The following is a 20,600-nucleotide window of genomic DNA, read 5'->3' on the forward strand; positions in this document are numbered from 1 at the left end:
TCAGGGGTTCCTTGCCAGAATTAACGTTTTCCGCTGTGCAGCCAGTATGGATCCTGCGAAATGGCTTCGTTGCGGAAATGCTCGATCTCAATCTGCTGACGGGTCTCAATGGCATGCTTAAGCCCCTGCCAGTTCTCCAGCCAGGCCTGCGCCTTCACGCCCTCGTATGCTCCTGACAGAAGCAACATGCTGTCGATATTACGCGCCAGGCGGGGAAGCTGGTCGCCATACTGGTCGCCCAGCGGATGCGCGAAGGTGGTTCTCAGCTCGGCGGCGTGGCGGGAAAGATGGATATCCGCGAAGCGTTTAAAGTTGTCCGCGATTTTGGTCTGCGCTTTTGCATCGAGGAAGACGCGCCAGCCGCGCGTCACCAGAAACTCGGTCAGCGCCAGTTTTGCCGCGGCATTTTGCGGGCTATAAAGCGCGGTTTGCGCCGACACGTCGGAAAGCAGCAGCGTTTCGGTCTGGGTCAGCAGATCGCGTAAGTGAGCGCTAGCTTTACGCGGTACGATACCGCCAAACAGCGTCAGGGTATGACGCACCAGACCAATCGCGGCCAGCACCTGTTTTTTGGCATTTTTGACGTTACGCGCCCACAGTTCTTCATGGTACTGCCATTGGGAGAGCGCCAGCTCCAGCGCCGCTTCCATGCCCTGCTCAATGCTGGCTTTCGGGACGACGCGCAAAATCGGAGTCTCTCTCAGCACGCGTGGCGCATTTCCGGCAGCCAGGTGGTAGCCGCGCGCCGCTTTGCTCAAGCTGCCCTGACGTAAACCCGGCTGGCTTACCAGCTTGCGCGCCAGCTTCAGCACGTCGCTCGCATCCCCTTCCAGAAGTTCCAGCTCCAGCTCGCAGATCGGTTCCTGGAACTCACCCGCCTTCACCTCGCCTAAATCCAGCGCGATTTCAATGCGGCTCTTGCCTTCCGTCACCAGCCATTTCTCGCGAGCGAAATCGGTGCTGAACAGCGGCTGCACTTGCCCTGCCAGCGTGGCGGGCAGTTCGCCTTCCGGCCAGACTTCCGCCGGGAAACGTTCCAGCTCAAGTTCTGGCTTACTGATGTCGATATTGTATTCCGGGCGCTGATGCAAACCGCCGACCACGCGGCCGGCGATTTTCATCGTCATCTCGTAGCGTCCGTTCGCGCCGCGGATGCGCAGCCCCATATCGTGGTTGCGCAGCCAGTTGTCCGGCGTTTCGTAGTAGATGTTGAGCAACGGTACGGGTTCATGGTGCTCGCCGGAGAGCGTATTCAGATGCTGACGGAGCGCGTCAACGCTGTCTTTTTCGACGATAAATTTTAATTCGATTTCCTGAGCCATAGCCTTGTACTTTTGCGGGCGTCACAGACGCGTCAATGAGGGCGAACTTCCTCGCCATTTATTTGTCAGTACATAGTATTTTGCGCCAAATTGCCATGCAATGAGCAATTTGTCGGGCGTAAATGTGTAGAGTCGTGACACAGATGATTCTGATTGCTGATGAATGCTTTGCGTAGAGACACTGTTGCCACTACTATCGTTCCACTTTTTATGAAAATAACGACTAATGATGCTTAAATTACGCCTGATTGGACTTACTTTACTCGCTTTTAGCGCCGCAACCGCAGTGCACGCTGAAGAGAAGCGTTACGTTTCTGACGAACTTAACACCTGGGTGCGCAGTGGCCCCGGAGACAATTATCGCCTCGTGGGCACGGTGAATGCCGGCGAGGAAGTCACCCTGTTGCAGACCAACGCGGAGACCAATTACGGTCAGGTTCGCGACAGTTCCGGCCGTACCTCCTGGATCCCAATGAAAGAGCTGAGCACCGTGCCAAGCCTGCGCACCCGCGTGCCGGATCTGGAAAACCAGGTGAAGACCCTGACCGACAAGCTGAACAACATTGACGGGACCTGGAACCAGCGCACCGCTGAAATGCAGCAGAAAGTGGCGCAGAGCGACGGCGTGATCAACGGTCTGAAAGAAGAGAATCAAAAGCTCAAAAACGAGCTGATCGTCGCGCAGAAAAAAGTGAACGCCGCGAACCTGCAGCTTGATGACAAACAGCGCACCATTATCATGCAGTGGTTTATGTATGGTGGCGGCGTGCTGGGCGTTGGTCTGGTGCTGGGTCTGGTTCTGCCACATCTGATCCCAAGCCGTAAGCGTAAAGATCGCTGGATGAACTAATTCGTCTTCTCTGCCAGACTTACGTATCATTCTGGAAAAGAGAAAACGGGAGAGTTGGGCGTGAAGAGTTATCTGGTCGGTGGTGCGGTACGTGATGCGTTGTTAGGTCTGCCGGTCAAAGATAAAGACTGGGTGGTGGTGGGCGCCACCCCGGAAGAGATGCTCGACGCGGGCTACCAGCAGGTAGGCCGCGATTTTCCCGTGTTCCTGCATCCGAAAAGCCGGGAAGAGTACGCCCTGGCGCGTACCGAACGGAAATCCGGTTCCGGTTATACCGGCTTCACCTGCTACGCCGCGCCGGATGTGACGCTGGAGCAGGATCTGCTGCGCCGCGATCTCACCATTAACGCCCTGGCCCAGGATGAAAACGGCCATATCATCGACGCCTACGGCGGGCAGGACGACCTGCGCGATCGTCTTTTGCGTCACGTCTCCCCGGCATTTTCTGAAGATCCGCTCCGCGTGCTGCGCGTGGCGCGTTTTGCCGCGCGTTACGCGCATCTGAGCTTCCGTATTGCGGATGAGACGATGGCGTTGATGACGGCCATGACCGAGGCGGGCGAGCTGGAACACCTGACGCCGGAGCGCGTCTGGAAAGAGACGGAAAATGCCCTCACCACCCGCAACCCGCAGGTCTTTTTCCAGGTTCTTCGCGACTGCGGCGCGCTGAAGGTGCTGTTCCCGGAAATCGACGCGCTGTTTGGCGTGCCCGCACCGGCGAAATGGCATCCCGAAATTGATACCGGCGTGCACACGCTGATGACGCTGAGCATGGCCGCCATGCTCAGCCCTGAGGTGGACGTACGTTTTTCCACCCTGTGCCACGATCTCGGCAAAGGCTTAACGCCGAAAGAGTTCTGGCCGCGCCATCACGGGCACGGTCCGGCGGGGGTAAAGCTGGTTGACGGGCTCTGCCAGCGTCTGCGCGTGCCGAATGACATCCGCGATCTGGCAAAGCTGGTCGCCGAGTTCCACGACCTGATCCATACCTTCCCGATCCTGAAGCCCGCCACCATCGTGAAGCTGTTCGATAATATCGACGCCTGGCGCAAGCCGCAGCGCGTGGAGCAGATTGCGCTCACCAGCGAAGCGGACGTGCGCGGCCGCACCGGGTTTGAAGCGTCCGATTATCCCCAGGGGCGTTTGCTGCGCGAAGCGTGGGAAGTCGCAAAAGCGGTGCCAACGAAAGACGTGGTTGAGGCAGGATTTAAAGGCCCGGAGATTCGCGAGGAGCTAACCAAACGGCGGATTGACGCGGTTACCGCGTGGAAGGAAAAGCGTTGCCCTCAGCCGAAAGAGTGAGGGCAATCGGTTATCAGAAGAAGACCACGTACACCGCAGCCGCGACGATAAAGCGGTAGATCGCGAACGGAATAAACGAGATACGCTTAATCAGCTGCAGGAAGGTTTTGATGGCAATCAGCGCCACGATAAAGGCGGTGATAAAGCCCACGGCAAACATCGGAATATCGCCTGTGGTCAGGAAGCCAATGCTTTTGTAAAGGTCCAGCGCGGTGGCGCCCATCATCATCGGCACCGCCAGCAGGAACGAGAACTCGGAAGCCGCATAGCGGCTCACGCCCATCAGCATCCCGCCTGAAATGGTCGCACCTGAACGGGAGAAGCCCGGCCACAGCGCCAGACACTGGAAGCAGCCAATGATAAACGCCTGACGATAGGTCATATCGTCCAGGCCTTCCGCACGCGGGACTTTTGGCTTCAGCACTTCCGCGGCAATCAGCAGGAAACCGCCCACCACCAGCGCGTACATGACGTTAATCGGGTTAAACAGCGATTTAATGGTGTCGTGGAATACCAGCCCCAATACCACCGCCGGGATCATCCCGAGCAGGATGTGAATCAGCGTCAGGCGGCCTTTGCCCTCTCCTTCACGCTGCGGCAGACGGCCAAAGTGGATGCCGATCAGGCCAAACAAGCGACGCCAGAACATCACCACCACCGCCAGAATCGAGCCCAGCTGAATTACCACCTCAAACGTCTTTGCGGTATCGCCTTCGAAGCCCAGCAGATGGCCAACGATAATCATATGGCCCGTACTGGAAACCGGTAAAAACTCCGTCAATCCTTCGACCACACCCAGAATTGCCGCCACCAGCAGCGAGTGCATATCGCTCATCTATAAACCCCTAAAAAAAGATATAAAAAAACGGTCGCCCCTAACGGCTACCGTGAAAGATACAGCCTTAAGACCGATATAACCTAAAATGGTTTAGCAATTATGACGTTAAATCTTTCCTTTCAGATTTGTGCCACGCTCAATGATGACGCCCACGTTGGCGGCGCGCGCCACCGCGCCCGGCTTGCTCAGCTTAATGCGTACCCACGGTGAGTTGAATTTGGTCAGCAGCAGATCCGCCACCTCTTCCGCCACCCGTTCCACCAGCGCAAAACGCTGTCCTTCCACGTGGCCGATCACCGCTTCGCTGATGTCGGCATAGCTCAGACAGTCATTCACGTCATCGCTTTTTGCCGATTTGCGGTTATCCCATCCCATTTCGATATCGAACACCAGTTTCTGCTCGATGGTCTGTTCCCAGTCGTAAACACCAATTGTGGTGATTACCGAAAGTTGCTCTATAAATACAATATCCATCACGACCTGCCTGCTTTTTGGCTAAACCGGATACCACTTCCGGCGAATTATGCGTATTATCCACAGATGCTGAGAATACAGATACATTTTCAAAACGGAACAGCGTTATGAGTGCAATCGCGCCTGGAATGATCCTCCTCGCCTATCTTTGCGGCTCAATCTCCAGCGCCATTCTGGTCTGCCGCATTGCCGGGTTACCTGACCCGCGTGAAAGTGGTTCCGGGAATCCGGGAGCGACCAACGTGCTTCGAATTGGCGGCAAGGGAGCAGCCGTAGCGGTTTTGATTTTTGATGTTCTGAAGGGGATGCTACCCGTCTGGGGCGCCTATGCGCTGGGCGTCACGCCGTTCTGGCTGGGGCTCATCGCCATCGCCGCCTGCGTCGGCCATATCTGGCCCGTATTCTTCGGCTTTAAAGGCGGCAAAGGGGTGGCGACCGCCTTTGGTGCCATCGCGCCCATCGGATGGGACTTAACCGGCGTCATGGCCGGGACCTGGCTGCTGACCATTCTGCTGAGCGGCTATTCGTCGCTGGGCGCCATCGTCAGCGCGCTGATTGCTCCGTTCTATGTCTGGTGGTTCAAACCGCAATTTACCTTCCCGGTGTCGATGCTCTCCTGCCTGATCCTGCTGCGTCATCACGACAATATCCAGCGCCTGTGGCGACGCCAGGAAACGAAGATCTGGACGAAGCTCAAGCGAAAGAAAAAAGATCCCGAGTAGGCGGTTAGTTATGCCTTATAACCAAATGTGATTTTTGTCACCTTCTGCCTGTGGTAACTGTTAGATACACAACACCACTACACAAAAAGAAAATGGCAGAAATCACAGACACAACTCCCCTTTCAACGGCAGGAATTCCCCCTGATGGCGACATTCAGTGGGTGCGCAGTGCATCGGACGTTTCACGTCTCGTTAATGACGGCTCACAGGGCCGGGCTAACGCCCGAATCGTGGTGGGTATCGCACTCGGGGGAATTTTCCTCGATGCCTACGATCTGGGTGCACTGGCCTTTGGCATCAAAGACATTACCCGCGAATTTAACCTGACGCCCGCCGGTACCGGCATGGTGGCCTCGGCAATTACCTTTGGTGCCATTGTCGGGGCGCTGCTCGGCGGTTACCTCACGGATAAAATCGGGCGCTACCGCGTCTTTATGGCCGACATGGTATTCTTTGTCGTCGCCGCTATCGCCTGCGCGCTGGCCCCGAATGAATATGTGCTGGCGGGCGCGCGCTTTGTGATGGGGCTCGGCGTGGGGATCGACCTTCCCGTAGCGATGGCGTTTCTCAGCGAGTTCGCCAGACTGAAAGGTCCGGGAAACAAAGCGTCCAGCGTCGCGATGTGGTGCCCCACCTGGTATGCGGCGATCAGCATCTCTTACCTTCTGGTTCTCTTTTTCTACGCCGTGCTGCCGGAAAGCCACAGCGACTGGCTCTGGCGTTTGATTCTCGGCTTTGGTGCAGTACCCGCGCTGGTGATTATCGCCATCCGCAGCCGCTATATGAGCGAATCGCCGGTCTGGGCGGCGAATCAGGGCAACCTGAAAGAGGCGGCGTCCATTTTACGGCAGTCGTACAATATTAACGCCCACGTCCCGCAGGATGCGCTCACCCAGCCTGCGCCTGTCGTGAATAAAGCCAAATGGTCGAACTATCTGAACCTGTTCCGCGGCATCTATCTGCGGCGTACCACGCTCGCCACGCTGCTGTCCGTCGTCTCCTCGTTCGCCTATAACGCCGTGGCCTTTGGCCTGCCGGTGATTATTTCAAGCTTCTTCGTGCAGTCTATGCTGACCACTATTGTGATCTCGCTGGCGCTGAACCTGCTTTTTGCGTTTATCGGCGGATTACTGGCGGTGCGCTACGTGCCGCGCTTCGGCGCGTGGCGGATGTCGCTGGCGGGTTACGCCTGTCAGCTTGTGGCGCTGCTGGGGCTGGCGCTGATTGGTCGACCGGACGGTGCTTCTGAAGGGGTGCTTGCCGTGGCGATGCTTGCGCTTTTTCTGTTCGGTCAGGGATTTGGCCCGGGCGCGCATACCATGACGTTCGCCTCGCTGAGCTACCCGACCTCGCTGCGCGGCGTGGGCGTGGGTCTCAACCAGACGCTGATGCGCAGCAGCTCCACGCTGTCGCTGTTCCTGTTCCCGCTGCTGGTCGCGTCTCTCGACACCGCCGTGTTCTGGGTGATTGCGCTGGCGCCGTTTATCGGTCTGGCGTCATTGCTGGCGATCCGCTGGGAGCCGTCCGGGTATGATGTGGATGCAGAAGATTACCGCTAGTCTCGCAAACCGGCTCACATGAGCCGGTTTTTTATCCATAAGCGACTCATATGACAGCCTTCATTTCCGCCAGGGCATACTGAAACGTACCCCGATAGTGTGGAAATGGAAGCACCATGTTAGCAGCTCAGGTCACTGATAATCTGTACAAAGGCTGGCAGGCCTCGCTTGCCCTCCAGTTTTGTCATACCCCTGAGAAAACCCTCCTCCATTCCGCGCGTCACATCGGACCGCTCACCGTTCAGCGTCCGTTTTATCCCGAAGGTGAAACCTGCCACCTTTACCTGCTGCACCCGCCAGGCGGAATTGTCGGCGGAGATACGCTGGATATTTCCGTGCGGCTCGACGCCAAAAGCCATGCCCTCATTACCATGCCCGGCGCCAGCAAGTTCTATCGCAGCAGCGGCCCGCTGGCCTGCCTCAGTCAGCACTTTTACCTCGACGAAGAGGCCACGCTGGAGTGGCTGCCGCAGGACACCATTATCTTCCCCGGTGCGAATGCCGCGCTGCGCTCCGTCTTCCACCTGAAGGCCTCCAGCACGCTGCTGGCGTGGGAGCTGTACTGCCTGGGCCGCCCGGTAATCGGTGAGACCTTCAGCCACGGCACGCTGGAGAGCCGCCTTGAGGTGTGGGTGGATGACGAACCGCGCCTGATAGAGCGCCAGCACCTCGGCGACGGCGATCTCACGCCCGTTGCCGGACACCCGTGGATCGGCACCCTGCTGTTCTATCCGGCCCGGGAAGAACATCTCGACACGGTGCGCGCGCTGCTCGCGCCTCTGGGCCGTTTTGCGGGGGCAACGCTCACCGACGCTCTGCTGTCGGTGCGTTTTCTCTCCCACGACAACCTGATTTGCCAGCGGGCGATGCGCGACATCTGGCAGTCGCTTCGCCCGCTTCTTACTACCAAAACCGCCTGTTCGCCGCGCATCTGGCAGACATAAGAGAAACGTTATGGAACTGACCCCCAGAGAAAAAGACAAGCTGTTGCTGTTTACCGCCGCGCTGGTTGCCGAACGCCGCCTTGCGCGCGGGGTAAAGCTCAACTACCCGGAATCGGTCGCGCTGATCAGCGCCTTTATCATGGAAGGCGCGCGCGATGGCGAAACCGTCGCCTCGCTGATGGAGGCGGGCCGCCACGTCCTGACGCGCGATCAGGTGATGGAGGGCGTGCCGGAGATGATCCCGGATATTCAGGTGGAAGCCACCTTCCCGGACGGCTCCAAGCTCGTCACCGTCCACAACCCGATCGTGTAAGGAGCACGTGATGATCCCAGGTGAATACCAGATCCAGCCCGGCACTATTGCGATCAACGTCGGGCGTGAAGCCCAAAGTGTTGTTGTTGAAAATCACGGCGACAGGCCGATCCAGGTCGGATCGCACTATCACTTTTACGAGGTCAACCCGGCGCTGAAGTTTGATCGCGAAGCCACCAGAGGCTACCGGCTGAACATTCCGGCGGGCACCGCCGTGCGCTTCGAGCCAGGCCAGAAGCGAGAGGTGACGCTGGTGCTGGTGACAGGCGCGCAGCGCATTTTTGGCTTTCGCGGCGAGGTCATGGGCGAGGTGAAACATGGCTGAAATTTCACGTCAGGCGTATGCCGACATGTTCGGCCCCACCACCGGGGATAAGGTGCGGCTGGCGGACAGCGAGCTGTGGATCGAAGTGGAAGACGATCTCACGATCTACGGCGAAGAGGTCAAGTTCGGCGGCGGGAAGGTGATCCGCGACGGCATGGGCCAGGGGCAGATGACCGCTGACGGCTGCGTGGATCTGGTTCTCACCAACGCGCTGATCGTCGACCACTGGGGGATCGTGAAGGCCGATATCGGCGTGAAGAACGGGCGGATCTTCGCCGTCGGCAAAGCCGGGAACCCGGACATTCAGCCCGGCGTGACGATCCCGATCGGCGCCGCGACGGAAGTGATTGCCGCCGAAGGGAAGATCGTCACCGCAGGCGGGATCGACACCCACATCCACTGGATCTGTCCGCAGCAGGCGGAAGAGGCGCTGGTCTCTGGCGTCACCACCATGATCGGCGGCGGCACAGGCCCCGCGGCAGGTACAAACGCCACCACCTGCACGCCGGGGCCGTGGTATATCGCCCGCATGTTGCAGGCCGCCGATACGCTGCCGGTGAATATTGGCCTGCTGGGCAAAGGGAACGGCTCAAACCCGGACGCGCTGCGCGAGCAGATCGCGGCGGGTGCCATCGGGCTTAAGATCCACGAAGACTGGGGCGCGACGCCAGCGGCCATCAACTGCTCGCTGGAGGTGGCCGAAGAGATGGATATTCAGGTGGCGCTGCACAGCGACACGCTGAACGAGTCCGGGTTTGTCGAGGACACGCTGGCGGCCATCGGCGGGCGCACCATCCACACCTTCCACACCGAAGGCGCGGGCGGCGGCCACGCGCCGGATATCATCACCGCCTGCGCGCACCCGAATATTCTGCCCTCTTCCACCAATCCTACCTTGCCCTACACGGTGAACACCATCGACGAGCACCTCGACATGCTGATGGTTTGCCATCACCTTGACCCGGATATCGCCGAGGACGTGGCGTTTGCCGAATCTCGCATTCGCCGTGAGACCATCGCCGCGGAAGACGTGCTGCACGATATCGGCGCGTTCTCGCTCACCTCGTCAGATTCGCAGGCCATGGGCCGAGTCGGGGAAGTGATTATCCGCACCTGGCAGGTGGCGCACCGCATGAAGGTCCAGCGCGGCGCGCTGCCGGAAGAGACGGGCGATAACGACAACTTCCGGGTGAAGCGCTATGTCGCCAAATACACCATTAACCCGGCGCTGACCCATGGCATCGCCCATGAAGTCGGTTCGATTGAGGCGGGCAAGCTGGCGGATCTGGTGGTCTGGTCCCCCGCCTTCTTTGGCGTAAAACCCGCCACCATCGTCAAGGGCGGGATGATCGCCTGCGCGCCGATGGGCGACATCAACGCCTCGATCCCCACGCCGCAGCCAGTGCATTACCGCCCGATGTTTGGCGCGCTGGGCGCCGCACGTCGCGCCACGCGGCTGACGTTTGTTTCTCAGGCGGCCCACGCGAACGGCATCCCGCAGCAGCTCAGCCTGCAGAGCGCCACGGCGGTGGTAAAAGGCTGCCGGACGGTGAAAAAGGCCGACATGATCCACAACGCTCTGCAACCGAACATCACCGTCGATTCGCAAACCTACGAGGTGCGCGTCGACGGTGAACTGATTACCAGCGAACCGGCCGACGTTCTGCCGATGGCGCAACGCTATTTCCTGTTTTGAGGAGTGATGATGATCTACTTAACACAACGTCTGGACCACGCGCATCCGACTACCGCCAGCGTCACGCTGCCGATTGACGTGCGGGTGAAAAGCCGCGCTCGCGTGGCGCTTAACGACGGGCGCGAAGCCGGACTGCTGCTGCCGCGCGGCCTGCTGCTGCGCGGGGGCGATCTGCTCAGTAACGAAGACGGCAGCGAGGTGATCGAAGTGATCGCCGCTCCGGAGTCGGTTTCCGTGGTGCGCTGCGCCGATCCGTTCCTGCTCGCCCGCGCCTGCTACCACCTGGGCAACCGCCACGTGCCGCTGCAGGTCATGCCCGGCGAGCTGCGTTATCACCACGATCACGTTCTCGACGACATGCTGCGCCAGTTCGGGCTGGAGGTAACCTTCGCCAGCCTGCCGTTTGAACCGGAAGCGGGCGCTTACACCAGCGATACCCACAGTCACTCTCACGCTCATTCACATTAAGGATCAATCATGCGTAAGTATTTACCGCTGTTACTGCTAGCTTTTTCCGTTCCCGCGCTCGCGCATCCCGGCCACGGCGCCGACAGCTTTCAGGCCGGTTTTCTCCATCCGCTGACCGGGCTGGATCACCTGCTGATGCTGACCGGGGCTGGCGTGCTGTCTGCCCTGAGCGGCCGCAAGCTCCTGCTGCCGTTTGCCACCCTCGGCATGATGCTTGTTGGTGCCATTGCGGGCAGCCTGCTCGGCGGCTTCAGCGGCATGGAGATGCTGATTATCGCCTCGCTGGCGGTCTGCGGCGTGATGATGTTTAAAACCGAAAACCGCCTGCTGCTGGCGGTGCCTGCCCTGGCGATGTTCCACGGCTGGGCGCACGGCGTGGAGATGTCTGGCCACAGCTTCTGGCTGTTCACCAGCGGTTTTATGCTGGCCAGCGCGACGGTGCTGGGCGCCAGCTTCGCCGCAGGCTTGCTGCTGCGCCGTCACGATGGGCTGCGTAAAACCTTCGGCGGCGGGCTGATCGTCTCCGCCCTGCTGGCGCTGATGAGCTGATGGAGCACGCCCGCCAGCGGCTGCGCCTGATGCAGCTCTCCAGCAGCAGCCTGCCGGTCGGGTCGTTTACCTGGTCGCAGGGGCTGGAGTGGGCCGTAGAGGCGGGCTGGGTTACGAGCACCGACGCCTTCAGACGCTGGCAGATCCAGCAGATGGAGCAGAGCTTTTTCTGCATCGATCTGCCGATGTTTATCCGGCTGTTCCGGGCCTGCGAACAGCAGGACATCGCGGCAGCAAAACGCTGGACGGCATATCTGCTCGCCTGCCGGGAAACGCGCGAGCTGCGCGAAGAGGAGCGCAACCGTGGGGCGGCCTTTACGCGCCTGATTAAAAGCTGGGAGCCGAACTGCCCGGCAGAGTGGCTGCCGCTGTTTGCGCAGAGCCAGCTCTGCGGCATGGCGTGGCTCGGCGTGCGCTGGGGCATTGGCGCGCGCGAGCTGGCGCTGAGCCTCGGCTACAGCTGGATTGAGAGTGCGGTGATGGCGGGCGTCAAGCTGGTGCCGTTCGGGCAGCAGGCCGCACAGCAGCTGATTATCGAGCTGAGCGACCATTTTGCCGCCGGGTTTGAACAGGCATTTTTACGTGGCGACGACGCGCTGGGGGCAGCTACGCCACTGTCGGCCATCGCCTCCGCGCGCCACGAAACACAATATTCACGACTATTCCGTTCCTGAGGAGTCAACATGGCTGATTACAAACATCCCCTGCGCGTGGGCGTGGGCGGTCCGGTAGGATCGGGCAAAACCGCGCTGCTGGAAGCGCTCTGCAAGGCGATGCGCGACACGTACCATCTGGCGGTGGTGACCAATGATATCTACACCAAAGAGGATCAGCGCATCCTCACCGAGGCGGGCGCACTTGCGCCAGAGCGCATCGTGGGGGTAGAGACCGGCGGCTGCCCGCATACCGCCATCCGCGAAGATGCCTCAATGAACCTCGCGGCGGTAGAAGCACTCAGCGAGAAGTTCGGTAATCTGGATCTGATCTTCGTGGAAAGCGGCGGCGACAACCTGAGCGCGACCTTCAGCCCGGAGCTGGCGGACCTGACCATCTACGTGATCGACGTGGCCGAAGGGGAAAAAATCCCGCGCAAGGGCGGACCGGGGATCACCAAATCCGATTTTCTGGTGATCAACAAAACCGATCTTGCGCCCTACGTCGGGGCGTCGCTGGAGGTAATGGAGCGCGATACCAACCGCATGCGCGGCGAGCGCCCGTGGACGTTTACCAACCTGAAGGCGGGTGACGGTCTGGGGACGATTATTGCGTTTCTGGAAGAGAAAGGGATGCTGCGGGTGTAGTGCGGTTTGTTGCCGGGTGGCGGCTTCGCCTGACCCGGCCTACGGTTTTGTAGGCCCGGTAAGCGCAGCGCCACCGGGCAAAAAACTCACGCCTCAGGCAGTTCCGCCAGCGGCCAGCGCGGACGCACGGACACGCTCAGGTCGGACGTTGCCCCCGCATTCAGGCGCACCATCCCGGCGTAAGCGATCATCGCCCCGTTATCGGTACAGAATTCCGGACGCGCGTAGAACACTTCCCCACGACGCTTTTGCATCATCTCCGCAAGCTTCGCGCGCAGCGTGCGGTTGGCGCTGACGCCGCCCGCCATCACCAGGCGCTTAAACCCGGTCTGATCCAGCGCGCGCTTGCACTTGATCATCAGCGTATCCACCACCGCGTCTTCAAACGCGCGGGCGATATCGGCGCGGGTCTGCTCGTCGTTGTCGTTATTGCGGATAGTATTCGCCGCGAAGGTTTTCAGCCCGGAGAAGCTGAAATCCAGCCCCGGACGGTCAGTCATCGGACGCGGGAAGACGAAGCGCCCTTCCGTTCCCTGCGACGCCATTTTTGACAGCATCGGGCCGCCTGGGTAATCCAGACCCAGCAGCTTGGCGGTTTTGTCGAACGCTTCGCCGGCGGCGTCGTCGATCGACTCGCCCAGCAGCTCGTACTTGCCAATACCCGTTACGCTAATCAGCTGGGTATGCCCACCGGAGACCAGCAGCGCCACGAACGGGAACTCGGGCGGATTCTCTTCCAGCATCGGCGCCAGAAGATGCCCTTCCATGTGGTGAACCGGAATGGCGGGAACGTCCCACGCGAAGGCCAGCGAACGGCCAACCGTCGCGCCGACCAGCAGCGCACCGACCAGACCCGGCCCTGCGGTATAGGCTACGGCGTCAATATCGGTTGAGCTTAATCCGGCCTCTTTCAGCGCCGCCTGAATCAGGGGAACCGTTTTACGCACGTGGTCACGAGAGGCCAGTTCAGGTACGACGCCGCCGTAGTCAGCGTGCAATTTCACCTGACTATACAGCTGGTTGGCCAGAAGCCCTTTTTCGTCGTCGTAAATGGCGATGCCGGTTTCATCGCAGGATGTTTCAATACCCAGTACACGCATGACTTGTTTTACCTCGTTTCAATACCGCGCAGTGTAGAGCCTGGGCGGGTTGATGTAAAACTTTGTTCGCCCCAGGAAGAAGGCTCGTGTATACTCCTCACCCTTATTAAAGTCCCTTTCAAAATCGCATCGGTGCTTTACAAAGCAGCAGCATTTGCAGTAAAATTCCGCACCATTTTGAAATAAGCTGGCGTTGATGCCAGCGGCAAACCGAATTTATTAAAGGTGAGAGTTACATGCCGGTAATTAAAGTACGTGAAAACGAGCCGTTCGACGTAGCACTGCGTCGCTTCAAACGTTCATGCGAGAAAGCAGGTGTTCTGGCTGAAGTTCGTCGTCGTGAGTTTTATGAAAAACCAACGACCGAACGTAAGCGCGCTAAAGCTTCCGCTGTGAAACGTCACGCGAAGAAACTGGCTCGCGAAAACGCACGCCGTACTCGTCTGTACTAATCTGTTGAGGGCCAACGCCCTCAATTGACAGACAGAGTAGTAGTCGTAAGGCCGTGCTTCCGGAAGGAATGCGCGGCTTGTTTTCGTTTATAAGTCGCTTAAATTTTTGGGGCATATGGCCGGAAGAATCCCACGCGTTTTCATCAATGACCTGCTCGCCAGAACCGACATCGTCGATCTCATCGACGCGCGGGTAAAGCTGAAAAAGCAGGGCAAGAACTACCATGCGTGCTGTCCGTTCCATAACGAAAAAACCCCCTCCTTCACCGTAAACGGTGAAAAGCAGTTTTACCATTGCTTCGGCTGTGGCGCACACGGTAATGCCGTCGATTTTTTAATGAACTACGACAAGCTCGAGTTCGTTGAAACCGTCGAAGAACTGGCGGCGATGCATAATCTTGAAGTGCCGTATGAAGCAGGCAGTGGGCCAAGTCAGATCGAGCGCCATCAGCGGCAAACGCTGTATCAACTGATGGATGGCCTGAATTCGTTTTACCAACAGTCTCTTAAGCACTCTGCGGCTGAGCCTGCGCGTCAGTATCTGAACAAGCGCGGACTGAGCGACGATGTGATTGCGCGTTTCGCTATTGGTTACGCCCCGCCCGGCTGGGACAACGTGTTAAAGCGTTTTGGCGGCAATAGCGAAGATCGTAAATCCCTCATCGACGCAGGCATGCTGGTCACTAACGACCAGGGACGAAGCTACGACCGCTTCCGTGAACGGGTGATGTTCCCGATCCGCGACAAGCGTGGCCGGGTAATTGGTTTTGGTGGTCGCGTGCTGGGTGATGCCCTGCCGAAATACCTCAACTCTCCGGAAACCGATATTTTCCATAAGGGCCGCCAGTTGTACGGTCTTTATGAGGCGCAGCAGGACAATGCGGAACCTCCGCGTCTGTTGGTCGTCGAAGGCTATATGGACGTCGTTGCGCTGGCGCAGTACGACATTAACTACGCGGTTGCGTCGTTAGGTACGTCCACCACTGCCGATCATATTCAACTGCTGTTCAGGGTGACCAACAACGTCATCTGCTGTTACGACGGTGACCGAGCCGGACGAGACGCCGCCTGGCGAGCGCTGGAAACCGCGCTGCCGTATATGACCGACGGACGTCAGCTACGCTTTATGTTCCTGCCCGACGGTGAAGACCCGGATACGCTGGTGCGTAAAGAGGGCAAAGCGGCATTCGAAGCGCGGATGGAGCAGGCACAGCCGCTCTCGACGTTTCTGTTTAACAGCCTGATGCCGCAGGTGGATTTGAGTACCCCTGACGGGCGCGCGCAGCTCAGTACCCTGGCGCTGCCGTTAATCAGCCAGGTGCCCGGCGAAACGCTGCGCATCTACCTGCGTCAGGAGTTAGGCAACAAGCTCGGTATCCTGGATGACAGCCAGCTTGAACGTTTAATGCCTAAACAGGCTGAAAACGGCACGGTTCGCCCCGCGCCTCAGCTAAAACGCACAACCATGCGTATACTGATAGGGTTACTGGTGCAAAACCCCGAACTTGCTCCGCAAGTACCGTCGCTGGCGGGTTTGAACCACGAAAAGTTGCCCGGACTTGGCTTATTTTCAGAACTGGTCAACACTTGTTTGTCTCAGCCAGGTCTGACCACCGGACAACTTTTAGAGCATTATCGCGGCACAAAAGAGGCCGCTACCCTTGAAAAACTGTCGATGTGGGACGATATAGCAGATAAGGAAATTGCAGAAAAAACGTTCACCGACTCGCTCAACCATATGTTTGATTCGATGCTTGAGTTGCGCCAGGAAGAGTTGATAGCTCGCGAGCGCACCCATGGCTTAAGCAGCGAAGAACGCCGGGAGCTCTGGATGATTAACCAGGAACTGGCGAAGAAATAAAAAATTTAACGGCTTAAGTGCCGAATATCGATCGGGAAGCCCCCGGCAGCCGCACTGAGAGGCAGCGGCAAAAATATAAGTACGCCCTCGCTTTAAAGGTTGGCAGCACCATCGCCGACACCAATCAAACGAATTAAGTGTGGATACCGTCTTATGGAGCAAAACCCGCAGTCACAGCTGAAACTTCTTGTCCAACGCGGTAAGGAGCAAGGCTATCTGACCTATGCCGAGGTCAATGACCATCTGCCGGAAGATATCGTCGATTCAGACCAGATCGAAGACATCATCCAAATGATCAATGACATGGGCATTCAGGTGATGGAAGAAGCACCGGATGCCGATGATCTGTTGCTGGCTGAAACCTCCAACAACACTGACGAAGATGCGGAAGAAGCTGCTGCACAGGTCCTGTCCAGCGTGGAATCTGAAATCGGGCGTACCACTGACCCGGTCCGCATGTACATGCGCGAAATGGGTACCGTTGAACTGTTGACCCGCGAAGGCGAAATTGACATCGCAAAACGCATCGAAGACGGGATCAACCAGGTTCAGTGCTCTGTTGCCGAATACCCGGAAGCGATTACCTATCTGCTGGAGCAGTACGATCGCGTTGAAGCGGAAGAAGCGCGCCTGTCTGACCTGATCACCGGTTTTGTCGACCCGAACGCTGAAGAAGATATGGCGCCTACCGCCACTCACGTCGGTTCTGAGCTGTCTCAGGAAGAGATGGATGACGACGAAGATGAAGATGAGGAAGAAGACGACGACAGCGCGGACGATGACAACAGCATCGACCCGGAACTGGCGCGCGAGAAGTTTGCCGAGCTGCGTACCCAGTATGAAGTAACGCGTGACACCATCAAAGCGAAAGGCCGCAGCCATGCCGCCGCTCAGGAAGAGATCCTGAAGCTGTCTGAAGTGTTCAAACAGTTCCGCCTGGTGCCAAAACAGTTCGACTACCTGGTAAACAGCATGCGCGTGATGATGGATCGCGTACGCACCCAGGAACGCATCATCATGAAGCTGTGCGTTGAGCAGTGCAAAATGCCGAAGAAGAACTTCATCACCCTCTTCACCGGCAACGAAACCAGCGAAACCTGGTTCAACGCGGCTATCGCGATGAACAAGCCTTGGTCTGAAAAACTGCACGACGTGAAGGACGATGTCTATCGCGGTCTGCAGAAGCTGCAGCAAATTGAAGAAGAGACCGGCCTGACCATCGAGCAGGTCAAAGACATCAACCGTCGTATGTCCATCGGTGAAGCGAAAGCGCGCCGTGCGAAGAAAGAGATGGTTGAGGCGAACTTGCGTCTGGTTATCTCTATCGCCAAGAAATACACCAACCGCGGTCTGCAGTTCCTGGATCTGATTCAGGAAGGCAACATCGGTCTGATGAAAGCGGTAGATAAGTTTGAATACCGTCGTGGTTACAAGTTCTCTACTTACGCGACATGGTGGATCCGTCAGGCGATCACCCGCTCTATCGCGGACCAGGCACGCACCATCCGTATTCCGGTTCATATGATTGAGACCATCAACAAGCTCAACCGTATCTCCCGCCAGATGCTGCAGGAGATGGGCCGCGAGCCGACGCCGGAAGAGCTGGCTGAACGCATGCTGATGCCGGAAGACAAGATCCGTAAAGTGCTGAAGATCGCCAAAGAGCCAATCTCCATGGAAACACCAATCGGTGACGATGAAGATTCGCATCTGGGTGATTTTATCGAGGATACCACCCTCGAGCTGCCGCTGGACTCGGCTACAACCGAGAGCCTGCGTGCCGCAACGCACGACGTCCTGGCTGGCCTGACCGCCCGTGAAGCAAAAGTGCTGCGTATGCGTTTCGGTATCGACATGAATACCGACCACACGCTGGAAGAAGTGGGTAAACAGTTCGACGTGACACGCGAACGTATCCGTCAGATCGAAGCGAAGGCGCTGCGTAAGCTGCGTCATCCAAGCCGCTCTGAAGTGCTGCGTAGCTTCCTGGACGACTAATCCTGATAAACAGCAAAAAGCTCCCAATCGGGAGCTTTTTTTTTGTTTATTCCCTCTCCCCGTGGGAGAGGGCCAGGGTAAGGGCATCAGGCCGCAAAAAAGCTAAAGCCCCCGCACCATCAGCGCCTCATCCAGCTCCCTGTAGGCCTCCACCAGCTTGTCCAGCGTCGCTCTGTTGAGCCCGCTAGGATTCGGCAACACCCACACCTGCGTAACGCCAATGGTGATGCTCTGCTTACCCCACTTAGCCCCGCGCTGGCTAAACGCCTGCTCGTAGGCCTGCTTACCGAGGATCGCCAGCGCGGCTGGCTGGTAGTCTTCAATCTTCTTCACCAGCTCCCGCCCGCCGCTGCGCAGCTCATGCAAGTTGACCTCGCTTGCCTGTACCGTCGGCCGCTCGACCAACATGGTGATCCCGCAGCGCGTGTCCAGCAGGTGCTGCTCCTCTTCGGGCTTGAGTAACCTGTCGGTAAACCCGGCCTGATAGATCACCTTCCAGAAGCGATTGCCCGGATGGGCGAAGTGAAAGCCGGTGTGCGCCGAGGACTTTCCCGGGTTGATTCCGCAAAACACCACCCGCAGGCCAGGGGCCAGAATGTCGTTGATCATCTTTACTCCCACTGATACGTCGTTATGGAAGTATAAAGGATTGATAATGCGTTGTTTATAAAAACAGCAGGCAGGTGTGAATGGCTGGATTGCTGCGGGGAGTTACTTTATAATTCACCGCCACGGCCCCTTAGCTCAGTGGTTAGAGCAGGCGACTCATAATCGCTTGGTCGCTGGTTCAAGTCCAGCAGGGGCCACCAAATTTTCCCTTTAGTATCAGCAATATATCCATCGCAAATCCTTGTAAAACTAGCTGTTCTCTTCCGTTGTGTCGCAAAAGTGTCGCACGACTTAGCCACTGCGAGCCAACGCACCAACATTTCAAACGACGAGTTAGAGGAAAATGGAAAGAAAAATTCCGTAGCCTTTAGTGTCAGTTGTAGCCGATCACATATCATCCGTAGAAACCCACGCTAGTTTAGATAGTCTTTTTTTCTATGCCGATGCTCCGGGAGATGCTCCCGAAGGTTCAAAGCATGTAAAAGCTTTAGAATGGTTACGTAGAATTAATAAAGTATGCGAAGACCCTTTATCGGTACTCGGCAAGTTGATCGAGGGATACATGGAGAGTGAGGAATCTTACCCTACACCATCGCCGTTCAGCTTTCTTGCAGATAACAAAAACGAGCCAACCTTCAAAGAAAACGTAAATAAAATGTTGGCTAAATACGGTTTTTCTTACATGACAGGCGGCTTTATTGCTTCTGGTGGATCGAAGCCATCGCTATCATTGCAAGAGGCAATTGTAGGTAAAAACATGCCTGCGATTGAAATGGAATTCAATCGAGCCCTGGAGCACATTCAAAAAGAGCCAAAAGAATCAGTTTCGGCTGCATGTAACATTCTTGAATCTGTATGCAAAATTTATATTACAGACGAAGGTTTACAAATGCCCGCCAAACAAGACCTTCAGAGCGTCTGGAAGGTAGTGAAAGATAGTTTAGGTATGAATCCACAAGTCATTGAGGATAATGATCTGCGCAGGATCCTCACAGGATTGTTCTCTATAGTAGATGGTATTGGCGCTTTTCGTACACATGCCAGCACAGCACACGGCGCAGGAAGAAAGTCCTATAAGGTTCTGCCTCGCCATGCAAGGCTTGCAATTAACTCAGCTCATACGCTTGTTTTGTATATTCTTGAGTCATGGGACGAGAGGAAAAAGAAAGAATAGATTTCAGTTTTTATATAACAGATTACTGTCCACAAACCCGCACCCTACTTGGTTTCGCGGCTTTCTATTTCCCTCCTCGCACCAACATAACTTGATCCATTCAACTCACAAAAATCAAAAAATATTCATATTTTTCTGGATGTTAAGCTCACAATCAGATCCTGTTAAGATCCACTAAACTGAAAAATACTGAAATTCTGTTCACTCTTTTCAGTTCTGGTTTTACGCAAAGGCGCCAGCACTGGCGCGGTCTGGCGGTCTGGTTTGAAGAAAAATAAAACTGAAAAATTTTTATGATCCAAAAACCGCAGGCGGGTGCGGTAATGTTTGGGGCGCACTCACGCCGGTTGCAGTTAGTGGAGCAAACTGCATAAACCACAACAATTAAAATGATATTATGTTCTGCGCCCGGCGTGTCCATCATCACATTTTAGAGATTCATGCTTTGAACTGTTATTTGTGACGAGCGCCAGAACCTTAGCAAAACTTAACATTTCAAATTGCGAATTCGTAATTTTGACGGATCCGCGTGTCGGTTTCGTTTTTTAACGGTAATTTTCTGCGAATTCGCAGATCGTATGTGGGGGATTCTGGCTGTAATTTTTGCAGGGAAGTTCTTCCCTGACAATATCAACCGGATCTCCCCCTCGCCCCAGCCATTAACCTGCATGGGTAATACCCGGCGGGCAATCACAATGTACTTTTGATCCATGAACCGCTACGGGTACGCCGTGAAACTTACA

At 57.0% G+C, this 20,600-nt stretch carries 21 protein-coding genes and 1 tRNA gene; 17 read left to right on the top strand and 5 right to left on the bottom strand.

The features are described 5' to 3' along the window. Window positions 1–20: 20 nt before the first annotated feature. A complete protein-coding gene (locus IM314_RS07550; protein WP_028014456.1) occupies window positions 21–1,322 on the bottom strand; it encodes an inorganic triphosphatase in 1,302 nt (433 codons plus the stop codon). 229 nt (window positions 1,323–1,551) lie between these two features. On the opposite strand from IM314_RS07550, the gene IM314_RS07555 reads away from it, so the two are divergent. Together IM314_RS07555 and IM314_RS07560 are read left to right on the top strand one after the other, a co-directional pair. Beyond that, a complete protein-coding gene (locus tag IM314_RS07555) occupies window positions 1,552–2,172 on the top strand; it encodes a TIGR04211 family SH3 domain-containing protein (protein WP_028014457.1) in 621 nt (206 codons plus the stop codon). A gap of 60 nt (window positions 2,173–2,232) precedes the next feature. Beyond that, window positions 2,233–3,474, top strand: a complete 1,242-nt coding sequence (locus tag IM314_RS07560; protein WP_028014458.1) for a multifunctional CCA addition/repair protein — start codon at window positions 2,233–2,235, stop codon at window positions 3,472–3,474. A 13-nt stretch (window positions 3,475–3,487) separates the two neighbouring features. Here IM314_RS07560 and bacA read toward each other — a convergent pair whose 3' ends face one another. Further along, window positions 3,488–4,309, bottom strand: coding sequence for an undecaprenyl-diphosphate phosphatase (bacA, locus tag IM314_RS07565; RefSeq protein WP_028014459.1), 822 nt, complete (start codon window positions 4,307–4,309; stop codon window positions 3,488–3,490). A gap of 108 nt (window positions 4,310–4,417) precedes the next feature. After that, on the bottom strand, window positions 4,418–4,786 hold the full coding sequence (gene folB / locus IM314_RS07570; RefSeq protein WP_028014460.1) for a bifunctional dihydroneopterin aldolase/7,8-dihydroneopterin epimerase: 369 nt from the start codon (window positions 4,784–4,786) through the stop codon (window positions 4,418–4,420). A gap of 107 nt (window positions 4,787–4,893) precedes the next feature. Between folB and plsY the strand changes: the two genes are divergently transcribed. The 10 genes from plsY (at window position 4,894) to ureG (ending at window position 12,663) form a co-directional block, all read left to right on the top strand. Continuing rightward, entirely contained in the window at window positions 4,894–5,508 is a 615-nt protein-coding gene (plsY, locus tag IM314_RS07575) for a glycerol-3-phosphate 1-O-acyltransferase PlsY (RefSeq protein WP_014833311.1), read from the top strand. Between the two features lie 92 nt (window positions 5,509–5,600). Continuing rightward, window positions 5,601–7,067 (top strand): MFS transporter, encoded by a 1,467-nt coding sequence (locus IM314_RS07580; protein WP_028014461.1) that lies wholly within the window; start codon window positions 5,601–5,603, stop codon window positions 7,065–7,067. A 116-nt stretch (window positions 7,068–7,183) separates the two neighbouring features. Continuing rightward, window positions 7,184–8,011, top strand: coding sequence for an urease accessory protein UreD (locus IM314_RS07585; RefSeq protein WP_193358490.1), 828 nt, complete (start codon window positions 7,184–7,186; stop codon window positions 8,009–8,011). 10 nt (window positions 8,012–8,021) lie between these two features. Next, window positions 8,022–8,324 carry an urease subunit gamma gene (locus tag IM314_RS07590; RefSeq protein WP_003862556.1) on the top strand — a complete coding sequence of 101 codons (303 nt, stop codon included), beginning with the start codon at window positions 8,022–8,024 and terminating at the stop codon, window positions 8,322–8,324. A 10-nt stretch (window positions 8,325–8,334) separates the two neighbouring features. Beyond that, a complete protein-coding gene (locus IM314_RS07595) occupies window positions 8,335–8,649 on the top strand; it encodes an urease subunit beta (RefSeq protein WP_041908070.1) in 315 nt (104 codons plus the stop codon). Beyond that, complete coding sequence (ureC, locus tag IM314_RS07600) at window positions 8,642–10,345, top strand: urease subunit alpha (protein WP_193358491.1); 1,704 nt, start codon at window positions 8,642–8,644, stop codon at window positions 10,343–10,345. The genes IM314_RS07595 and ureC overlap by 8 nt, the downstream gene beginning before the upstream one ends. A gap of 9 nt (window positions 10,346–10,354) precedes the next feature. Continuing rightward, a complete protein-coding gene (ureE, locus tag IM314_RS07605; RefSeq protein ID WP_193358507.1) occupies window positions 10,355–10,813 on the top strand; it encodes an urease accessory protein UreE in 459 nt (152 codons plus the stop codon). 9 nt (window positions 10,814–10,822) lie between these two features. Then, window positions 10,823–11,362, top strand: coding sequence for a HupE/UreJ family protein (locus IM314_RS07610; RefSeq protein WP_063943058.1), 540 nt, complete (start codon window positions 10,823–10,825; stop codon window positions 11,360–11,362). Next, window positions 11,362–12,036: an urease accessory protein UreF gene (locus IM314_RS07615; RefSeq protein WP_193358492.1), complete on the top strand. Its 675-nt coding sequence runs from the start codon at window positions 11,362–11,364 to the stop codon at window positions 12,034–12,036. Before IM314_RS07610 ends, IM314_RS07615 begins: the two co-directional genes overlap by 1 nt. A 9-nt stretch (window positions 12,037–12,045) precedes the next feature. Next, window positions 12,046–12,663: an urease accessory protein UreG gene (ureG, locus tag IM314_RS07620; protein ID WP_008503187.1), complete on the top strand. Its 618-nt coding sequence runs from the start codon at window positions 12,046–12,048 to the stop codon at window positions 12,661–12,663. A gap of 86 nt (window positions 12,664–12,749) precedes the next feature. On the opposite strand, the gene tsaD is transcribed toward ureG, so the two are convergent. Then, entirely contained in the window at window positions 12,750–13,763 is a 1,014-nt protein-coding gene (tsaD, locus tag IM314_RS07625; RefSeq protein WP_047364618.1) for a tRNA (adenosine(37)-N6)-threonylcarbamoyltransferase complex transferase subunit TsaD, read from the bottom strand. 236 nt (window positions 13,764–13,999) lie between these two features. Between tsaD and rpsU the strand changes: the two genes are divergently transcribed. The 3 genes from rpsU to rpoD all read left to right on the top strand — a co-directional run bounded on the left by rpsU (window position 14,000) and on the right by rpoD (window position 18,074). Beyond that, a complete protein-coding gene (gene rpsU / locus IM314_RS07630; protein ID WP_001144069.1) occupies window positions 14,000–14,215 on the top strand; it encodes a 30S ribosomal protein S21 in 216 nt (71 codons plus the stop codon). Window positions 14,216–14,330: 115 nt separating this feature from the next. Next, complete coding sequence (gene dnaG / locus IM314_RS07635) at window positions 14,331–16,076, top strand: DNA primase (RefSeq protein ID WP_028014472.1); 1,746 nt, start codon at window positions 14,331–14,333, stop codon at window positions 16,074–16,076. 153 nt (window positions 16,077–16,229) lie between these two features. Continuing rightward, window positions 16,230–18,074: an RNA polymerase sigma factor RpoD gene (rpoD, locus tag IM314_RS07640; RefSeq protein ID WP_028014473.1), complete on the top strand. Its 1,845-nt coding sequence runs from the start codon at window positions 16,230–16,232 to the stop codon at window positions 18,072–18,074. A 102-nt stretch (window positions 18,075–18,176) separates the two neighbouring features. Here the strand turns inward: rpoD and mug are convergent, their stop codons facing one another. Next, on the bottom strand, window positions 18,177–18,683 hold the full coding sequence (gene mug / locus IM314_RS07645) for a G/U mismatch-specific DNA glycosylase (RefSeq protein ID WP_023333460.1): 507 nt from the start codon (window positions 18,681–18,683) through the stop codon (window positions 18,177–18,179). Window positions 18,684–18,807: 124 nt separating this feature from the next. Here mug and IM314_RS07650 point away from each other — a divergent pair. Next, window positions 18,808–18,883: transfer RNA gene (locus tag IM314_RS07650), tRNA-Ile, on the top strand. A 170-nt stretch (window positions 18,884–19,053) separates the two neighbouring features. Further along, window positions 19,054–19,857 (top strand): abortive infection family protein, encoded by an 804-nt coding sequence (locus tag IM314_RS22110; protein WP_370529577.1) that lies wholly within the window; start codon window positions 19,054–19,056, stop codon window positions 19,855–19,857. Window positions 19,858–20,600 lie beyond the last annotated feature (743 nt).

Source organism: Enterobacter cloacae complex sp. P42RS (assembly GCF_014930595.1).
GTDB classification, from domain to species: Bacteria; Pseudomonadota; Gammaproteobacteria; order Enterobacterales; family Enterobacteriaceae; genus Enterobacter; species Enterobacter bugandensis.